21 protein-coding genes are annotated in these 18,182 nt (G+C 42.0%); 3 read left to right on the top strand and 18 right to left on the bottom strand.

Annotation, left to right across the window (positions count from 1 at the left end; genetic code table 11):
- Positions 1-79: 79 nt before the first annotated feature.
- The 16 genes from P6N53_RS13160 to P6N53_RS13235 all read right to left on the bottom strand — a co-directional run bounded on the left by P6N53_RS13160 (position 80) and on the right by P6N53_RS13235 (position 13,129).
- Positions 80-1,969 carry an aldehyde ferredoxin oxidoreductase family protein gene (locus P6N53_RS13160; protein ID WP_304543890.1) on the bottom strand — a complete coding sequence of 630 codons (1,890 nt, stop codon included), beginning with the start codon at positions 1,967-1,969 and terminating at the stop codon, positions 80-82.
- Between the two features lie 15 nt (positions 1,970-1,984).
- On the bottom strand, positions 1,985-2,440 hold the full coding sequence (locus P6N53_RS13165; protein WP_304543892.1) for a 4Fe-4S dicluster domain-containing protein: 456 nt from the start codon (positions 2,438-2,440) through the stop codon (positions 1,985-1,987).
- A 401-nt stretch (positions 2,441-2,841) separates the two neighbouring features.
- Positions 2,842-4,263, bottom strand: coding sequence for a hypothetical protein (locus tag P6N53_RS13170; protein ID WP_304543894.1), 1,422 nt, complete (start codon positions 4,261-4,263; stop codon positions 2,842-2,844).
- The gene (locus P6N53_RS13175; protein WP_304543895.1) at positions 4,263-4,883 is read right to left on the bottom strand and encodes a ferredoxin family protein; all 621 of its coding nucleotides are present in this window, start codon (positions 4,881-4,883) and stop codon (positions 4,263-4,265) included. Before P6N53_RS13175 ends, P6N53_RS13170 begins: the two co-directional genes overlap by 1 nt.
- 2 nt (positions 4,884-4,885) lie before the next feature.
- Positions 4,886-5,902: a 4-hydroxy-2-oxovalerate aldolase gene (dmpG, locus tag P6N53_RS13180; protein WP_304543897.1), complete on the bottom strand. Its 1,017-nt coding sequence runs from the start codon at positions 5,900-5,902 to the stop codon at positions 4,886-4,888.
- Positions 5,899-6,774, bottom strand: coding sequence for an acetaldehyde dehydrogenase (acetylating) (locus P6N53_RS13185; RefSeq protein WP_304543899.1), 876 nt, complete (start codon positions 6,772-6,774; stop codon positions 5,899-5,901). Before P6N53_RS13185 ends, dmpG begins: the two co-directional genes overlap by 4 nt.
- Before the next feature lie 23 nt (positions 6,775-6,797).
- Entirely contained in the window at positions 6,798-7,571 is a 774-nt protein-coding gene (locus P6N53_RS13190) for a 2-keto-4-pentenoate hydratase (protein ID WP_304543902.1), read from the bottom strand.
- Positions 7,546-8,466 carry a molybdopterin-binding protein gene (locus tag P6N53_RS13195; RefSeq protein ID WP_304543904.1) on the bottom strand — a complete coding sequence of 307 codons (921 nt, stop codon included), beginning with the start codon at positions 8,464-8,466 and terminating at the stop codon, positions 7,546-7,548. Before P6N53_RS13195 ends, P6N53_RS13190 begins: the two co-directional genes overlap by 26 nt.
- Before the next feature lie 75 nt (positions 8,467-8,541).
- Positions 8,542-9,450 (bottom strand): methyl-accepting chemotaxis protein, encoded by a 909-nt coding sequence (locus P6N53_RS13200; RefSeq protein ID WP_304543906.1) that lies wholly within the window; start codon positions 9,448-9,450, stop codon positions 8,542-8,544.
- A 12-nt stretch (positions 9,451-9,462) separates the two neighbouring features.
- Positions 9,463-10,263, bottom strand: a complete 801-nt coding sequence (locus P6N53_RS13205; RefSeq protein WP_304543908.1) for a beta/alpha barrel domain-containing protein — start codon at positions 10,261-10,263, stop codon at positions 9,463-9,465.
- A complete protein-coding gene (locus tag P6N53_RS13210) occupies positions 10,253-11,062 on the bottom strand; it encodes an IclR family transcriptional regulator (RefSeq protein WP_304543911.1) in 810 nt (269 codons plus the stop codon). The genes P6N53_RS13205 and P6N53_RS13210 overlap by 11 nt, the downstream gene beginning before the upstream one ends.
- Before the next feature lie 363 nt (positions 11,063-11,425).
- On the bottom strand, positions 11,426-11,629 hold the full coding sequence (locus tag P6N53_RS13215; protein ID WP_304543913.1) for a YvrJ family protein: 204 nt from the start codon (positions 11,627-11,629) through the stop codon (positions 11,426-11,428).
- 144 nt (positions 11,630-11,773) lie between these two features.
- Entirely contained in the window at positions 11,774-11,992 is a 219-nt protein-coding gene (locus P6N53_RS13220; RefSeq protein ID WP_304543915.1) for a DUF2922 domain-containing protein, read from the bottom strand.
- A gap of 62 nt (positions 11,993-12,054) precedes the next feature.
- A complete protein-coding gene (locus tag P6N53_RS13225; RefSeq protein ID WP_304543917.1) occupies positions 12,055-12,279 on the bottom strand; it encodes a DUF1659 domain-containing protein in 225 nt (74 codons plus the stop codon).
- 190 nt (positions 12,280-12,469) lie between these two features.
- A complete protein-coding gene (locus tag P6N53_RS13230) occupies positions 12,470-12,853 on the bottom strand; it encodes a type II toxin-antitoxin system HicB family antitoxin (RefSeq protein ID WP_304543919.1) in 384 nt (127 codons plus the stop codon).
- A gap of 30 nt (positions 12,854-12,883) precedes the next feature.
- Positions 12,884-13,129 carry a toxin HicA gene (locus P6N53_RS13235; RefSeq protein ID WP_304543921.1) on the bottom strand — a complete coding sequence of 82 codons (246 nt, stop codon included), beginning with the start codon at positions 13,127-13,129 and terminating at the stop codon, positions 12,884-12,886.
- A 940-nt stretch (positions 13,130-14,069) separates the two neighbouring features.
- Between P6N53_RS13235 and P6N53_RS13240 the strand changes: the two genes are divergently transcribed.
- Together P6N53_RS13240 and P6N53_RS13245 are read left to right on the top strand one after the other, a co-directional pair.
- On the top strand, positions 14,070-14,387 hold the full coding sequence (locus P6N53_RS13240; protein WP_304543923.1) for an SWIM zinc finger family protein: 318 nt from the start codon (positions 14,070-14,072) through the stop codon (positions 14,385-14,387).
- 436 nt (positions 14,388-14,823) lie between these two features.
- A complete protein-coding gene (locus tag P6N53_RS13245) occupies positions 14,824-15,009 on the top strand; it encodes a hypothetical protein (RefSeq protein ID WP_304543925.1) in 186 nt (61 codons plus the stop codon).
- A gap of 31 nt (positions 15,010-15,040) precedes the next feature.
- Here the strand turns inward: P6N53_RS13245 and P6N53_RS13250 are convergent, their stop codons facing one another.
- Both P6N53_RS13250 and P6N53_RS13255 read right to left on the bottom strand, forming a co-directional pair.
- A complete protein-coding gene (locus P6N53_RS13250) occupies positions 15,041-15,790 on the bottom strand; it encodes a DUF6904 family protein (protein WP_304543927.1) in 750 nt (249 codons plus the stop codon).
- 25 nt (positions 15,791-15,815) lie between these two features.
- On the bottom strand, positions 15,816-17,018 hold the full coding sequence (locus P6N53_RS13255) for an RtcB family protein (RefSeq protein ID WP_304543928.1): 1,203 nt from the start codon (positions 17,016-17,018) through the stop codon (positions 15,816-15,818).
- A gap of 179 nt (positions 17,019-17,197) precedes the next feature.
- Between P6N53_RS13255 and istA the strand changes: the two genes are divergently transcribed.
- Entirely contained in the window at positions 17,198-18,043 is an 846-nt protein-coding gene (gene istA, locus P6N53_RS13260; protein ID WP_304543930.1) for an IS21 family transposase, read from the top strand.
- The last annotated feature ends 139 nt before the right edge of the window (positions 18,044-18,182 follow it).

Here is an 18,182-nt window from a genome sequence, read left to right on the forward strand (position 1 = left end):
AAGCACTGGTTAAAGCATGATAGAAGCTTAGTTTTCTAATCAATTAGCTGGTAAGATACAGTTAAAAACTGTTATTTCATTAATTATCGTTTACTGCAAAATCAATTTCTAACTCTTTAAGTTTTTCAGGTTTTGGCAAACCTGTTTCTCTATCCCATTGCATAGCTTCATAGTAAGCATCAAGCATAACATCCAGGTTTGCTACTTTAGATCCTGCTGAAGGACCATCTGGAATAGCTTCTGAAAACCGTTTTGGCAGTTTATCATCAGCTCGGGTAAAACCTTCCCGGCTGTTAAAACAACGTTTTAAATTCCAAGATCGATCTGCTGCAGTAAACAACTCTTCTGCTGTAACATTCCAACCTGTTAGAGCACTTAACATCTCTGCATAAAGTTGAGGTGTTATGCAATTACCCTCGAAGCCCCAGGAATAGAAGATACATGCTCCAAGATTCTCACTTATTTCACCTTGTAAAGCTACGTATCTATAAGCAGTACCTTTAACTGCCGATTCATCTGGAACTTCAGTTGGCGGCCAGGGTACTCCGAATTCCTTCATACCACAATCCAACTGGCCAAAGTCCCAAGTTGCTGGCCAGTTGGGATGCATATGACAAGCACCTCTTGGGGAAGTAGCATATTGAACAGCCAGCACCTTAGATTCGGAACGAGGTTCATGAGCAGGTAACTCGAGACCTTTTACGTGCATGGCTGCTTCTTCTGCACCCGCACCAAGTTTTTCTGCCATACGTTTTACACCCTGGGCTAAGAAGGCACCGAATCCTTCTTTGTTGGCAATTTTCTCAACCAACTGCACCATTGCTTCTGCATTACCCCAATGTAATATTAAGCCATCAGTATCTTTCTCGGTCAGCAGGCCCTTTTCATAACACTCCATGGCAAAGGCTATACTCATGCCTGTACTAACAGTGTCCAATCCATATACATTGCATAAAAAGTTTCCTCTAATGATTGCCTCTAAATTATGAACACCCAAGTTAGCACCCAACATGTCTACAGTTTCATATTCTGGCCCTTCCATTGGTGGCGTTTGAAAACTTCCATTCTTTACTGCAGAATATCGTCCACATGCAAAGGTACATCCGTAGCAAGCACGTTTTTTAATGTTGTATTCCCGGTTAAATTTCTCACCGGAAATTTCCTCTGCCTTATCAAAGTGGGCCGCTTGAAAGTTTCTGGTGGGTAAAATACCTAAGCTGTCATGTAAAGAAACTAGTCCGATAGTACCTGCTGCAGGAATACTACCTAAAAGATAATTCTTTAACCATTCTTCTGCCTTAGACACCGCATCCATAAATTCTTTCGGCCTGACAACTTTAATACCACCATGTCCGTTTACAGCAACGGCCTTTAAGTTCTTTCCGCCAAGAACTGCACCAATGCCGCCCCTACCAGCTGCACGACCCCGATCATTAATTAAAGCTGCATATAGTACTCCATTTTCTCCGGCCTGACCTATGGTAGCAACAGATACTTCTGGATCATCTAGTTCCTTTATTAAAGCCTCTGTGGTTTCTTCTACATTTAGGCCCCATAAATGTTTTGCCGGCTTAATTTCTGCTTTACCATCAGTGATATTAAGATAAACAGGCTCTGCAGATTTTCCTTCAATAACAACATAATCGAATCCAGCATACTTAAGCTTGGGTCCAAAGCCTCCACCTGACCGAGCTTGATTCCAAGTACCTGATAGTGGTGACTTATAACATACCTCGTAACTTCCGCCACTTGGACTAAGAGTCCCTGTGATAGGCCCTGTAGCAAGAACTACTTTGGCCTCAGGAGACAGGGGATCTGTACCACCGGGCATTTCTTTGTAGAGTAGTTGTAACGCATATCCTACGCAACCTATATATTTTCTTAGTTCCTTTTGGTCCAGTTTTTCAATAGCAATCTTGCCATTAGATAGATCAACTCGTAACAACTTCCCAGTATATCCGTATGACATATTTCTCACCTCCTATTATCCCTTTGATACGATTGCTGTAGCCCACTGTTCCCGACGTTTGGCTGCAACTTTATTTACTTCTTCATAGCGGATAGCGCCTTGCGGACAGTGAGTTGCACATGCTGGTTGTCCACCGCATAAATCGCACTTAGCAGCTAAGTTTGTTTCTTCGTCAAATCTTAAAACTCCGTACGGACAAACAGTTACACAGGCACCACAACCAGCACATAAGTCAGAGTCCACTATAATTGCATCGGTGCCTTCTCTTTTTAATGCTCCAGTTGGACAGGAGTTAATGCATAAACCACATTGAATACAAACCACCGGTACATCGATGGCAGGTTCCCTTCTGATAACATAAACGTTACTGCGTGAAGGGTTAACCTCTCCGTATTTTGTCATCGAGCACCACATTTCACAGCGGTGGCACCCTGTGCACAGGGATGGATTAACTGATAATAGCTTTGACACCCTAGTCACCTCCTAAAATACTTACCTTACCATAGACTAAACCTAGAGATTAATAAAAAATTATTGTATTTTCATTAACCCCCCCTCACATGTTGTTATTTCCTTAGCTCAACAAAACTTTATCCCATGGTCTGATACGGCAAATCTGATTCAAGCAATCCTATATTAAGTTTTATAGTTAGTAGGGTCATTTTTATGCTTAATCGTTTGATATTGCCGTACAATGTTTTTATAAATAGGCATAATTGTATTTAACAAAATTTAGATAATCAAACATTATAAAATATTTTGAAAATTTTTTTAAAAAATATAAGGATCTTATTAGGGTAAAGATGGGCTATTTAGGCATATAACATAGCCCATATAGATATTCTTTTAATCAGGTTGCAACTTACCAAACTCTATAATTTAACTCCCCTTTGTCGCAACCACTTAGGCATCAGCTCTTCGTCTACACGTCGGCTTACTTCAGGTGCTTTCTTAAGCAATAACTCCGCAAGAGGCTCACTGACATTGATTCCACCCATAGCTCCGTCAAAAACTACTACCTTTTTTGTCCCTGTTGCCTTATAGGCAAACTCCATAGCCGCTTTAGTATCTTCCGCTAACATAGTATGTTTCATATAAGTTAGATTTTGAGGGTCGCAATTAAACAGGTCAGCTTGTTCCTGACCTACCACGACTGTTGGAATGTGTTCACTGAAGAATGCACTGGGATATCCCGTCCAAGCATAGTTGTGTACACACATCTTAATAGCAGGGTTAAAGCGTGGTATATCATCCAACAGCGGTGTTCCCCGTTTTCCATAAAAGGACTCAGTGTACCAGGTATATGCAGGTAATGGCACATCCAGGTCATACAGGTCGGTGTTAGCTCCAGCAAAATTCGCATAGATCACACCGGCAGAAAAAACATAAACTACGGGGCATGGGAAATCAAGAGCAGCAATACATTCATCAATTTCCCCAAACAAGGTCATCATTTTACCGTAATATCGGCAACCACTTTCGGTTACCCGGTCATTTAGTGCATAAAGATCGCTATCCGCATCTACGTTAATGATGCCATTGGGGGCAACTTCTAAGAAGGTAGCAAAGGCAAATTTACTTTGTACAAAGGCCGAGTCAAATATGGCCCTGGCCGTAAAGTTTGCCGCCCTCGGACCCAGGTTTTGATGGTAAGTAGAGCGGGTTTCTATACGAGCATAGGACATTCCAAAGGGCTTAACTGCCCTATCTACCTGGCGATGGAAATGAACTTCCCGAACATCGCTATTGTGGGCATGGACCACCCAATCTGCATCGTAGACTTTTCTAATTCCGTATAAAGTGCCAACCTCTGTCTCAATAGCTATTCCCTGATCCACAGGAGCCACACCAATTGCTTTGCCTTTAAAATATTCATCTAGGCCATAGCGCTTGATATATTCTTCTGTCTCACGGAAACGCAGTCCTACACCTGCACGCAGTCGAATGTTGGTAGTCCCTGTTCGGGCTTCAATGACATCTTTAATTGTTTTTATCATTTCTGCATAGGGTTCCCCGCCAAGCAGAGTAAAACCGTGGTGAGATGCCAGAATATTAACTGAGTGTTCTGGCTTAATTTTACTCATATCAACCTTTTGTAATGCAGTTTCAGTAGCTTTCCTAATTTCTTCTATTCCTTTTTCATTGGGAAAAATTACCTGTGGTAAGTCAGGAAACAACTCCTTAAGTAATACAGAAGTCATCCCCGGGAGCTCTGCCACACGTGTTCTGACCAAACTGGGATCGATACCATATTGAGATTTACGGGGAGCTAAAGGGGTAATGGGTGCTCGCATTATTCGTCACTCCTTCCCTGCACTGGTGCATTGGCAACGCGATCCAGAATTTTAACATCCTCGTCAAAATAGAAGCCTCTACTGGCGTATTTCTTCTTTACTTCTTCCGGTATCTCCCAAACAGTTACTGTACGACCATACCACTGCCAGCCACCTTTTGGAGGCTCTGGCTTAATCCCTGCTGCTTCTAAAAGCCTCAGGATGGGTTGAATACATTCAACTTTGCAACCTGTTCGAACCCCTGTCAAAAATGATACTTCCTCAGGAGAACTGGCCCCTTGAAGTATGGCTGCAGCTGCTTCTTCAGCCCTTGTGGCGGTACAGTAGCAAATTATCTGTTCAGGGTTAAACTTGGCTTTACGGCACAATTTATCTATTTTGTCATAGTCTACGGCACTTATGTCAACCTTAACCGCAATAGGCTGCTCCCTTTTAACCATATTTATTGCATACTCTGGGCAACGCTGTTCGCAGTTGTTACAGCCACGGCATCTTTCAGCATCTACAACTGCTTTACGGTTCTCCATCTTTAGTGCCAAGACAGGACAAATACGTTCACAGGTTCTACATCCTATACACTTTTCTGTATTTACCACAGCCAAAAGGTTGACAACTTTCAAGTTTATACACCTCTTTTCTTAGCTAACTGGTAAGCAACATCAATAATCATATCTTCTTGGCCACCGACCATTCTCCTGTTACCAAGTTCTGTCAAGATATCCCTGGGATCAAGGTCAAATTTTTTAGCAGCACGATAAGTATGTAGAAGGAAGCTACTGTATGCACCTGCATAGCCCAGCATAAAGGGAGCATTACGTACTACTTGTGGTCGTTGCATAATAGGTTCGACTAAATCTTCTGCAACATCCATAACCTTATAGAGATCAATGCCTGTATGATAACCTTTCTTTTCCAACACACCCACAAGTGCTTCTATTTGGGTGTTTCCTGCACCAGCTCCAAGACCTCTGCAAGTTCCGTCAATATAGGTTGCACCAGCTTCGATTGCCGCCAGTGAGTTTGCTGTAGCCAGGGTCATGTTATTGTGGGCATGGAAGCCAACCGGAACATTAACTGCTTCGACTACTGCAGAAACACGGTTGTAGGCATCTTCTGGAAGCATTGCACCAGCTGAATCTGCTACATAAATAATGTCCGCTCCATAGGATTCAAATAATTTGGCCTGTTCTGCTACCTTTTCTGGTGAGACCATATGAGACATCATTAAGAAGCCAAATGCTTTAAGACCTAATCTCTTAGCCATGCCAATGTGCTGTTCTGATATATCGGCCTCAGTAACATGGGTAGCTACCCGAACTGCCTTAGCGCCTAATTTAACTGCCATTTCCAAATCGGTTTGAGTAGCAATGCCGGGAATCAATAGTACTGTCAGGGTACCTTTTTTAATTACACTATTAGCAGCCTTTAACATTTCTTCTTCACTGGTGACAGAATATCCATAGTTTATAGATGATCCAGCTAAACCATCACCGTGAGAAACTTCTATATATTCCACACCAGCTTCATCTAGTCCAGCTGCTATTTTTGCTATCTGCTCTGTTGTATATTGATGACTAACGGCATGACTACCATCTCGCAATGTAGTATCGACTAGATGGATATGTTTTTTGTCGCTCACGCTACCACTTCCTTTTTCAAGATTCTAGCAGCTAATTTCTCGGCTACTGCGATTGCTGCTGAGTTTATAATATCCAGGTTCCCAGAATATTTGGGTAAGAAATCCCCCGCTCCTTCAACCTCCACAATGGTGGTTATCTTGTTGCCCTCAAAGATGGGTGGTACACGTAAACGATAGCCCGGCACATATTTTTGTACCTCTTTAACCATTTTATCTATAGATTCTTTAATAGCTTTTTCATTGGGGTCTTCCACTTCACAGTAAATTGTGTTAGACATCATTACAGCTGGATCTGCAGGGTTTAGCACAATAATTGCTTTACTCTTCTTAGCACCACCTACCACAGCTAATGCTTTGGAAGTAGTTTCAGTAAACTCGTCAATGTTCTGTCTAGTACCAGGTCCTGCACTCTTACTAGAGATACAGGCAACTATTTCGGCATAATCAACATTAGTTACCTGACTAATTGCATGAACGATGGGAACAGTTGCTTGCCCACCACAGGTAACCATATTTAAATTTGGTTCATCCTTGACTTGATCTAAGTTTGCACAGGGCACTACATAGGGTCCAACAGAGGCTGGTGTAAGGTCAATTGCAATCTTCCCAGCTTCCTTCAACTGTGGCGCGTGTATTAGATGAGGTTTAGCTCCAGTGGCATCAAAAACAATTCTAATGTCTTTGTCTTCTAAAATACTACCGATACCATCAATGGAAGTTCTAATACCTAAATTACGTGCCCTCTTGATTCCCTCTGATTCGACCACCCCGATCATTAAAGACATCTCTAAATGCTGGCTACGGAAGATCTTATACATTAGATCAGTACCGATGTTACCAGGTCCTATTACTGCTACTTTTATTTTGTCCACAAATTTCAACTCCCCTTTTTGTACTAAACAAACTTAAGATTTAATGTCCCCAGGGTATGGAATGACAAGGTAAAGACATCACCTGCTGAAGCATCCACTGCCGCTGTTATTGCACCGGAAAGAATAATCTCCCCTGGTTCTAAGGCAATATCAAAGGCTCCTAATTTGTTTGCCAACCACGCTACTGCAGCGGCTGGGTTTCCCCAAACGGCTGCTCCTGCCCCACTATTTACCATCTCTCCATTTTTCTCTAAAATCATGCCTACATGGCGCAAATCAATTTGGTTAATAGGAACCATACGGCTACCCAGCACAAAGCGGCAACTTGAGGCGTTATCGGCAATGGTATCTGGAAGTTTAATTTTCCAATCCCGGATGCGACTGTCTACAATTTCTATAGATGGTAGAATACCAGCAGTGGCCCGATATACATCTGCAATATTGACACCAGGTCCCTTTAACCGTTCTTTCAAAACAAACGCAAGTTCACCCTCAATCTTGGGTTTAATTAACTGATCTCTTCGACATAATTCACCTTCCATAAGAAGCATGTCATCAAACAAGTGACCATAATCAGGCTCATCCACACCTAGTAGTTGTTGCATAGCTTTGCTAGTTAGACCTATTTTTTTGCCAACTATTTTACGCCCTTCTTCCAAACGCATGGAAACCTGAGCTAGTTGGATGCGATAGGCATCATCAACCTTTAAATCTGGATATGTAGTGGTAAGTGTATCAATGGGAGTTTGGGTTCTTTCGGCTTCTAGTAACTTAGTTGCTATGTCCTTTTCCCTCATGCCTATGTCCTCCTTTATTCATCTTCTCGTGCCAGCGTTGCCTTATTGCCGAAGCAATATATTCAGCCAGTTCTGTTTTTTCTAAACCTAATTGCAAACCTTTTATTAATCGACCACATCCCAATTTGGCTTCTTCATGGGGACCCGGTAAAGCAACCATTTTAGCAATACCGGACTGACCTACTGCAATACACACACCCTCTTTATGATGTCTGTGATAATCGGGTTTAAACTTTAAGATCCACGGGGTTGCAACCTCCGGGTCAATTCGTTTGATTGCTTCAATGCTGAAATCCTTATCTTCTGCTCCAACGCCACCAGTGGTTACAACTAACCCATACCCCTGTTCTAAAGCAGCTTCAATATATGAAGACGCTATTTTATCATTATCTTCTAATGTGCCCCCGAATTTGGCTTTAAACCCAGCTTCCTCCAACGCCTTTATAATATAGGGAGAATTTGTGTCCTCTATATTGCCACTGATCACTTCACTGCCCGATGCAAATACAATGGCACGCTTTAAAACAGCTCTACTTACATCATCAACTATGCGTTTTGATTCTAGCAAAACTTGAGAGGCTTCCTGTTCACCTAAGGCAATTAAGCCAAGTACACCTTCGGAATGTACTGTTGCTGTGGGTTCCAAAATTACACCAGGTAGGTCTTTTAGTCTTAACAGAAGCTCCTTTTCTTTTCCAGCAATTGCTTCTGCCTCAATCTGGCGTTTTAATATATCAAAAGCGAGCATCCCCGGGCGAACATCAACCACCATGATTTCATCTTTTTTCATTCCCAGGGCATCTGCTGTAATGTCTGCTACTTTTCCTAAATTAATGTCCTTGAGGTCTATCCCTTCAATCCAAAAAGTTGTCTTTTCTAGGAGATCCCACTTCATGTGTTCCCACTCCTTTAGATAAATGACATCCAGGCTAAAAGTAATACAAAACTTTTAATTTTGTAGATCTTATAACTATCGCAGCAAATCACTGGCTTGTTTTTTTAGTTCTTGAGCCACTGAGCTTAATTCACTGGCAACAGCGTTAATTTCCTCAGCCGATGCTGCCTGTTGCTGAGTACTTGCAAGAATTTGCTCAATGGAGTTGGTTAAATCCATAGTATTTTTCTGTACAGACTGTAAAGTTTGCAGAATTTCTTTAGCCGATCGCTGTGTTTCATGAGAAAGCTTACGAATTTCCACAGCAACTACATTAAAGCCTCCCCCTAGTTGCCCAACCCGAGCTGCCTCGATGGCAGCGTTTAATCCCAAAATATGGGTTTCTTCAGCAATTTCATTAATTAAACTAACTATAATGTCGGTCTTTTTTATTTCCTCACTAATACTGTGGGAATGGCTATTTAAATGTTCTGTGGCGGCTGCTAATTCCTCAGATGTTGCAGAAAGATTATCTGTAGCAAGGGATAGGCTATTAACCCTACCCTCTATTACTTCTGCTACTTGATTGAGTTTTTCCTGACGTTCGATTGGTGTAACGGTTATCATGGTCCCTACTATCTTTCCTGTCTCAGTATCTTTCAACGGCTGGCATATACCGATATACGGAATTCCGTAAACTTCAGCTCCAACCTTAGCAACCGTCCTCTGCCTTCTTTTGATGGTTAGGTAAGCGGTCCCACCTTCCTTAATAGGATCACCCGCTTTGACAGCTAATTTTAGTTGACCATGATTACAATAAAGGTTTTTATCTAAATTAGTGATATATAAACCAATATCATCTCCCAGTAACCCTTTAATGTAGGGTGCCAACTTCACAGCATCAGTTATAATTTCAGACTCTATAGCCGTATTATAGATGTCAGATGACTGTTCTCGATTGCTATCTTTTTTATCTACTTCGTTGTAGTTGATAGTAGTGTTCAAACTACCCACCCTTTATAAAATAGTCACGTCGAAACTAAAATCGATCATTGGTGCATCTATAATTCCCCGCCCGACATCGATAATATCTGCTCCAGTGGAAATAAATTTTGGTAAATCTTCTAACCTAGCACCACCACCAAAAGCTAATTTAACTTTTTGTCTCCAGCCTTTATTCTGAGCAAATCTAATGATAGATTTTAGGTCCTGAATATGGCCTGTATCTACCATTAAAATACCTGCTCCAGCTTCGTACCCCTCAAGAGCTTCTTGTAAGATATTTTGCTGTTCTCCCTTTATTTGTACTGAAACCACTCTACCTTCACTAAATTCCTTAGCTCGTCTTACAGCTTGGCCTACACTACCAAGCATCCGGACATAGTTTTTATCAAGATAAATAAATGGTTCATCAGTTATACGTATTCCTGCACCACCGGTTGCAATTGCTTGTCGCAAGGCAGGCCTAATTTCGGATACTACTTTTTTCCATGCACCACAAACAATTCTTATCTTTCCTTCACTTTCCCTTACAAAATTCGCCGCTGAAGTAGCAACGCCCGATGGTTTGCCAATTACACCTAACAGCTTTTCCTCTGAACTAGCAACAGCCTCCGCTTCTCCCTCGCCTCTTAAAATAACTGTTCCTTCATTTATTGAAGTGCCTTCTTTAGCAATATAGTCAATATTAATTGGTAGGGTCTCTATAAGTTGTGCCAATTCTTTTGAACCGGATAAAAGACCTTGTTGATTTGCACGAATTGTAAAACCAAATTTCTTGTTCTTTAATGGTGCAAATAAAAAGTTTCTAAGCTCCATTATGACCACTCCTTATAGAGTTAATATTATGACCTAAGGATTCAGATATATCTTTTGCTGTATTTATAACCATTTCTTTTATTTGCTCATGATGTTCGTTAAAACGAGATGTTGTAGAAGAAACGCTGAGTGCTGCACACGCTTTACCGTAATGATCAAATATTGGTGCCGCAACGCAACATAAACTATCCATAATCTCTTCTTTATCATAGGCAAAACCTTGCTCACGTATTTTGATAAGCTCATTTTTTAAAGTATCAAAGTCGGTTATTGTATTTTTTGTATAGCTTGATAATCCTTTTTTCTTGACAATCAGTTTGACCTCAGCTTCAGTAAGATAAGCCATTAAGACTTTACCCACACCAGTACAATGGGCTGGTAAACGCATTCCAATTTCGGAGACGATTCTTAAGTTTTTAGCACTCTCCCGTTTATCGATATATAAGACTTCCCCTCGGTCCAGCACTACAAGGTGAACAGTCTCATTAATCTCATTGACTAATTGTTGAATATATGGTGCACCCACGGCTCTTACATCCCAACACTTTGCTACAACGCTACCAATTTCAAATAATCTCATTCCTAATTTGTAATTTCCAGTGAAGGGCGACTGTTCAACATATCCAAAATCCCTTAAGGTAGACAATAGACCATGAACTGTACTTTTTGCATTCCCAGTTTTAAGGGCAATTTGAGCTAATGGTAAACCTTCCTGGTTTGATGTTAAAAGATCTATGATTGTTAAAGCTTTAGCTATTGAACGAATTTGAGAGGATTTCTTTTCTTGATTTTTTTCCATTGTAACTACTCCTGCGCAAAGTTTATTCGATATTACCGTACGATGTTCTGATAAAATATATTTCTATAGCAATATGCCATTTTCCTTCTCGGTATTACAAAATACCATTCGTCATTGTCGTATCTTTATTTTAGATAAAATCAATATCCACTGTACAAGTGAATATTCCGAAACTATGACTCTACCACTTTTATTTACTAAACTTTATTTTATAAAACCCGCAGACCTTGTAAAATATGGCTATGGGGTTTTGCTGTTCTTTTCTATCTAGATAGACTTTATGCCTTTTCAATATTAAGTGACTTCTGTTACCTATAAACTACAAAGATACCAGGCCCTAGCAGCTGGTATCTCTGATATGAGTTATTTAGAAGGTCCTCCACAGTAGGTATTAATTAACTCCCCCACTTCTTCCAAGTCAATATTACTCTGTTTAGCAATAATCAAACTCAACAAATTAATACTCTTCTGCAAATCCCTAATGGTGGGCTCAAGTCTTAGAAGTAAGTAACCCGCTACCACCATAGGAAAACCATAATTCGAGGCTAATTTCAAAAGGTCTTCCATGTTTATTTCACCTCCAAATATTCCTCTTTCACGCGTGCTTATACGCATGCCTTTGTGCAGTTTACACGCCCGCGTGTAAGGGTGCGTGTAAATTACTACATGCAAAAAGGGAGGCTTGCCGCCTCCCTCCTCGCTGGTTTTATACTACAGAATATTCATTTCAGTTACGTCACGGGTCACGATACGAGCACCGGCAACACCTGTGAGTGCTCCACCGGAGCTGGTGAAGATATCCTTTGCTACGACAGTATCCATGACGGTTTTTACTTCGGCTTCGGTCATATCGTCCCTAGGGTCTGCTACCCTAAGGGTTACTTTATCACCGGCCACGTTAACAAAAATCATTTCCAGTGTTTTAGCCATACTTCCGTCCTCCTTGTATTAATAATAAGCTAGGCAACAGTAGTGCTACCTAGATAGACAGCTTACTGGTTAAGCAGTTCGCTGTCGTCAGTTCGGTAGATACCTACCAGTGAAGTGCTCTGCAGGCTGTTAATTGCTGTGGCCACATCATAGAGATTTTGATCTGTGGCGGCAATTTTAGCATTATTGTAGGTACGGTTGACAAAGATGGGATTGCCCTGGGCGTTCACGCCGGTTTGGTACCTTAACTTAATACTGCAGGCATAGGGCTCTTTTACTACTGCCATACTACCATCCTCCGTTTCACTGTATTTTTCTGCAGCGGGACCGACCGGTGGCCCCGCTCCGTATAAATAGAAAAAGCCGACCCAAACAAACGTCCGGTCGACTTTGGTATTATTTTAATGTAAATATTTTCCGGTGTCAATAGTTGGCTACTTATGCTAGTAAAAAATTTATCAAAAAAGTTAACCTAAATTATTTCTTTATTGCTGGTGGTTTACCCATTGCTGTAGAGAGTAGATAAGTAGCCAATTGGTTTAAGCTAACATTTTCCTCTTTTGCTTTTTTGGCTAAATCTCTATGTAAAGACTTAGGTAGTCTTAATACAAATTTGCCACTGAAGGATTCTTCCTCCTCCGCTGGTTCCGGTATGTCCCGGCCTAATTCAAGGGCCACTTGTAACCAGGCTATCTTAGCGTCCTCAATCATTACCAAGGCATCTTCCCTAGTTTCACCTTGAGAAATGCACCCTGGCAATTCAGGTATTTCCACCACAAACCCGCCTTCCTCAGCAGGATAAAGCATAATCCTATAAGGTAGTGCTAAGTAGTATTCAATGTCTTTAATAATATCTTTCATAGATAATTCCCCCTTTAGTAACGGGTTAGACTACTCTTCTTCGAAACAATCACCTATTAATTCTATGGCTCTTTCAACATAAATCCTCTTGATGTGTGGCTGATCAAAAGGTACTGATAATGATTTGTCCTCTTTTATGTAGATAAAGTGACTAGATCCTCCGCTTGGCTGTCGCTTCGAAAATCCCGCTGAACGAAGTATCTTATCAAGTTCATTAAACCGTACTGCTCTAGGGTTATTTTTAATCTTTTCATAGAGCTTTTTTAATTTGCTCACTACACCACCCCTACATACTCGTAATTATAGTATCATATGTGGTACTAAACAACAATAAAGCTTTACGGATATTGGCATATGAATTCACTCTATTTCGAGATCTTTATGGATAGTCCCTTTCATATTGAAGATTATTTTGAGAAAGTTACTGTTTTGGCTTGTACAAATGCAATGCGGCTTGTATTTACAAGCTATTTCTAGTACGCAATACTTGTTAACTTCAAGAGTAGTTTTTCTAACCCTGTTGCTGTTATCCCCAAGGTAACCTTCGGCAGAGTGCCCTACTAATCAGCATTCCTTTGGGTCGGCACCCTGCCTCTCCCTGGGGTCTTAGGCCGCACACTGCCGGCAGCCCGCTTTAGGGTCGGATCTTTGGGGTTATGGCCTCCAGCAGAGTGCTCGCTGGCCTCTGAGGTCCTTTGTGCATGTCAGGCAGCAAATAGGCCCGCTACTGTGGGCCGACCTTTTGGGTGCGGGCCTAATAGCTGCCTTGCCTCTGTGGTCCTTCAGCCCCAACCCTCCAACCTCCCGCCCCACTCATGGGGCCGGGAGGCTTTAATATTTCCATTCTAAGCGACCGCTGCACCTGTTCGTGGCAGGCTTTGGGGTCATGCCTCCCATGCCTTCCCATTATACTTCGCCTTTGCCGTTGCTTCACACTACAAGCCGTGGCGATCTGTGTGGGCTAGTCACTTCGCAGAAATTTCCCGCTGCCCCTGTTGCGGGTCATCCTCTTTAGGCAGCGGGAAATCCAAGGTTAGTTGTCCCTGATGGGCAGCGGCAATGCCTGGCCAGTCAAGGGTTCGCGAAGAAAAACTTTTTCTACTTATAAGTCTCTATCTATGGGGTCAGAAAAACTTTTTCTTCGCCCGCTGCGCGGCCCTTGACAGACCAGGCACCGTCTCCGTCTTTTTCTGAAGAAAATGGGAGGTTTAAAGTTATGTTGAGAAAGCTGTTAGGTAAGGTTGAGTCTGGTAGGTTTGGCCGCGGTTTAGCGGGGCTGCAAGCTGGTTGGCAGTGGGAAGTTAAGTACAGATTCTTTGTAGCAAGAGGTGTTGTGCTGCGCGGCTTTGTGAAGTATGAAGGTAAGATATTTGCTATTAGCATTAGCCCTAAGAGCTATAGCTGCAGCTGCCAAGATTACGTTGTTCGTGGTATCCGCTGTAAGCATATAGCTTTTGTTGCTATGGTTGAGCTGGCCTACGAGGCAGCTGAGCGCAGCGCACATCGGCAGGTGCAGGAGGTTCGCAGCCTTTAGGGTTGCGGGCCTTCGGGCCTATTTTTTTGTTCAGCAGGGCAGCTGCCCTGCGAATGTCCCGCTGTGACGAGCCAACTTTAATCTTAGGCGCAGCTGCGCCGATAGACTCTGGCACTACTCTTGGGCAAAAGGGAACCACTGGTACTAGGCCACTTAAAAGAATATTTTGGGGTCTGGCCTAATACCGGTAGTACATTTTAAACTTGTCCGGGTCGGCAGACACCGGCAGCTAGATGTTACGTCTTATTGGTCGCCGGTGACTGCCAGCCACTAAGTTCCTGTGTCCGGCACTCTCCCGCTTCCCCCGTCTCCAACGGGACAGGTTCCGGCCTGTCAGGGTCACTCCTTTGGGGTACAAGGCCGTGAACTTCTGCCAGTACCCTTTGGGGTTTAGGTCTGTGGTCATGGTACTGGCAGAAGATCCCTCGCCGGGCTTTTGGGTCATAACCCGCTGACCTTTATGGCAGCTGCAGGAGCGGGCTTCTACCTGGCATATGGCATTACCACAGCCAGAGGTATAGTTGATGTTAGTTGCAAAAGGAGCGGCGGTTGCCGCTCCCTCTATTTAGCCGCGGCTGCGGCTATTGTGGCTACTTATGATTACTGGCAACATCTTTGCTAAGTATTACTCCCAATAATCATCGCCTTTCAACTTACCACTCTATATTTTCAGGGTAATCGTTCTTTAGCCTTAAATTCTTTACCGAACAATTGTGAATTTTTGCAGCTTCTTCAAGATCTTCTTTTAGGTTTATGTATTCCTTCTCTTTTTCTACTAACCGTTTGGCCATTGTTGGGATATTTTTTAGGCGCTTTTCCTTATCCATATCTATAAATTTAAGATTTAGAAGGTCTAAATACTGTGTGATGTAGTTATCAAACCACGTGTAATCTTTATTCATTAGGTTGATAATACGGGCATAAGAAGCCTCGGATACGGTTTCTTTTAGACACTTTGCTACAGCTGCTTGAAAGAACCGCACCTGGGCAATTGAATTGTCCCAGATATTTTTGTGGTGTCTCATCACAGTATATGTATTTTTTGCCTGCTTTCTGGCATGTAATAACACAAAATCATTTAGTGCCTTGAGAACAAACAGCATTTCAGGCCAGAGAACATTTATAACCAGGTAGATATTTTTATCACTGGTAATTGTGGACAAGCGTCTCATCTTATCCTGGTCCATACCATTATCAACAAACTCAATTTCCCTGTCCCCCATCATTGCATGACGTAAGTCATAACACACACCAAGTACTCTTATACGGGCGGTATCATAGGAGGGATAGAACCCCTCATCACCAACAATTTCGTGTAACTGATCGTAAAGTGCCTCAAAGTCCCTAAAGTCGCCATAAATGGCTACTCCAGTATTATTGGGTGTGTTTTTAGCATATAGCATTTTTAGTCACCTGCTTATCTTCTTTTTATTCTGCTGCCTTAAAGTTATAGATCGGTCTGATTGTATCAATAATATCAACTGTGTCACCGATATTATTTACTATTTCCTCAATAGGCTTATAGGCAAGTGGACATTCGTCAAGGGTTACTTTATTAACTGAGGTGGTAAAGATGCCTGCCATTGTGTCTTTATACTGAGAGAGTGTAAAGGACTGACGAGCTTGTGTCCTGCTCATGATTCGTCCTGCCCCATGCGGAGCAGAAAAATTCCAATCTGCATTCCCTTTTCCTATGCAGATTAGACTACCATCCCGCATATTTATTGGGATCAATAGTTTTTCTCCCTGTTGGGCAGAAACTGCACCTTTTCTTAGGATCATTTTCTCCATATCAATGTAGTTGTGAATGGTAGTGAACTGATCAATTACATTTAGTTTCATCCCTTTGACTATTTCCTGTATCATGGCTTTACGGTTAAGCTCAGCAAAATACTGTACTATTTTCATATCGTGGATATAATCATTAAACAGTTTTCCTGATACATAGGCCAAGGGCTTAGGAATATCGGTCAGTATCTCTTGTTTTTTCCTTTTTAGTTCTTTCTTAATCTCCTTTTCACGTCCTGCTTCTTTAAGTTCCCGGATATATGCATCCAGTTCAAGTTTGGTATTCTTATTGAGGGACCTAAAGGCTTCCTCCTGATAGAGGCTAGCAACCTCATGACCTAGATGGCGACTGCCGGAGTGAATCACGATATATAAATTACTCTCGCTATCCTTATTAACCTCAATAAAGTGGTTACCGCCACCCAATGTTCCAATACTACGTTTTGCCCTTGCAAGATTAACTTGTCCTTTGCAATTAAGCTTGTTGAGGTCTATGTCATCATTAAACTGGTGTTCTTTCTCCCTTATATTAAAACCACAGGGTATCTTTTCATAAATCAGCTTATCCAGCTTTTGAAGTTCAATATTTCGATTTTCAAGCTTGATAACTTCCATCCCACATCCAATATCAACGCCGACCAGATTAGGCACCACCTTATCCTTAATGGTCATAGTAGTGCCTATTGTACAGCCTGCCCCACTGTGTACGTCGGGCATAATCCTTATTTTACTGTCTTGGACAAACTCCTGATTACATAGGGTTTCGACCTGCTTAATTGCAGTTGACTCAATATTGTTTGTGTAGACTATTGCGGTATTATATTTCCCTTTGATTTCTAGCATTTAAGTGAATATTTCGTTTCAAGAGAGCACACTTCTCGGTAAAAATGAGCATATGTCTCGATAAAATAGAGCAACCTTCACGAAGTGCAGAGCAACCGACCTATATCACATCATATAGCGACCCTATAATTGATATATGCACAATTTTTGTGTAAATATTTTTATGGAGGTCGATAACTGTGGTAAATTATCGAGAAATCATCAGGCTCAAATGTCTGAACCACAGCAAGAGTCAAATCGCGACTAGTCTCCCCTGTTCAAGAAACACGGTTACTGAAGTCTGCGACCTTGCTGAACAGAAGGGTCTATTAGTATGGCCTTTGTCTGACGAGTTAACAGATGAAGAAATCAGGAAGATTCTATATCCCGGAAGGGTTAAAGAGTCGGGTCGCAAGATGCCGGATTATTCCTATATACACAAGGAGTTGGCAAAACCCGGCGTTACCCTTACATTACTGTGGAGTGAATATTGTGAGCAATGTGAAGCCGAAAAGGCTATCCCTTATCAATACACCCAGTTTTGTGATTACTATAAAGCGTTCGTATACAAGACCAAAGCGACCATGCGAATCAAACGCAAGCCAGGTGAACTTCTAGAAGTGGATTGGGCCGGAAACACGCTCACTGTTACGGACTCGATCACTGGCGAAGATATTAAGGCCTATGTTTTTGTTGCTTCGCTACCATGTAGCCTTTACAGTTATGCGGAAGCATTTCCGTCAATGGTCACTGAGAATTGGATCACGGCTCACATTCATGCCTACCAGTTCTTTGGGGGTGCTACAAGGATTCTCGTTCCCGACAACCTTAAAACTGGCGTCATCCGTCATACACGTAGCGAAGTTGTCCTAAACCGGATTTACCAGGAAATGGCCGAACATTATGGGACAGCAATCATCCCTGCCCGACCGGTTTCACCGAAAGACAAACCAAATGCCGAAGGCACGGTGAATGTCATATCCACTTGGATCATTGCGGCACTTCGCAACAGAAAATTCTTTTCTTTTAACGAACTGACTATTTAGCCCCTAAATGAGATTGGAGTCCTGTCCCACAATAATGTAAAATAATATTGACGGAGGGGATAGGACATGAAAAGTAAAAGATATCCTAAAGAGTTCAAGGATCAAGTAATAAAAGATGCCTTGGAAATCAACGATGTAG

This window comes from Desulforamulus aquiferis (assembly GCF_030577015.1).
Classification (GTDB): Bacteria; Bacillota; Desulfotomaculia; order Desulfotomaculales; family Desulfotomaculaceae; genus Desulfotomaculum; species Desulfotomaculum aquiferis.

Coding starts and splice junctions, on each gene's coding strand:
- P6N53_RS13215 (WP_304543913.1), bottom strand. CDS start 11,629: ATGGAAGACCTTTTGAAATTAGCCTCGAATTATGGTTTTCCTATGGTG.
- P6N53_RS13170 (WP_304543894.1), bottom strand. CDS start 4,263: ATGCGAGCACCCATTACCCCTTTAGCTCCCCGTAAATCTCAATATGGT.
- P6N53_RS13230 (WP_304543919.1), bottom strand. CDS start 12,853: ATGAAAGATATTATTAAAGACATTGAATACTACTTAGCACTACCTTAT.
- P6N53_RS13195 (WP_304543904.1), bottom strand. CDS start 8,466: ATGAAGTGGGATCTCCTAGAAAAGACAACTTTTTGGATTGAAGGGATA.
- P6N53_RS13225 (WP_304543917.1), bottom strand. CDS start 12,279: ATGGCAGTAGTAAAAGAGCCCTATGCCTGCAGTATTAAGTTAAGGTAC.
- P6N53_RS13160 (WP_304543890.1), bottom strand. CDS start 1,969: ATGTCATACGGATATACTGGGAAGTTGTTACGAGTTGATCTATCTAAT.
- P6N53_RS13220 (WP_304543915.1), bottom strand. CDS start 11,992: ATGGCTAAAACACTGGAAATGATTTTTGTTAACGTGGCCGGTGATAAA.
- P6N53_RS13210 (WP_304543911.1), bottom strand. CDS start 11,062: ATGGAAAAAAATCAAGAAAAGAAATCCTCTCAAATTCGTTCAATAGCT.
- P6N53_RS13255 (WP_304543928.1), bottom strand. CDS start 17,018: ATGCTAGAAATCAAAGGGAAATATAATACCGCAATAGTCTACACAAAC.
- P6N53_RS13205 (WP_304543908.1), bottom strand. CDS start 10,263: ATGGAGCTTAGAAACTTTTTATTTGCACCATTAAAGAACAAGAAATTT.
- P6N53_RS13250 (WP_304543927.1), bottom strand. CDS start 15,790: ATGCTATATGCTAAAAACACACCCAATAATACTGGAGTAGCCATTTAT.
- P6N53_RS13240 (WP_304543923.1), top strand. CDS start 14,070: ATGTTGAGAAAGCTGTTAGGTAAGGTTGAGTCTGGTAGGTTTGGCCGC.
- P6N53_RS13190 (WP_304543902.1), bottom strand. CDS start 7,571: ATGAGGGAAAAGGACATAGCAACTAAGTTACTAGAAGCCGAAAGAACC.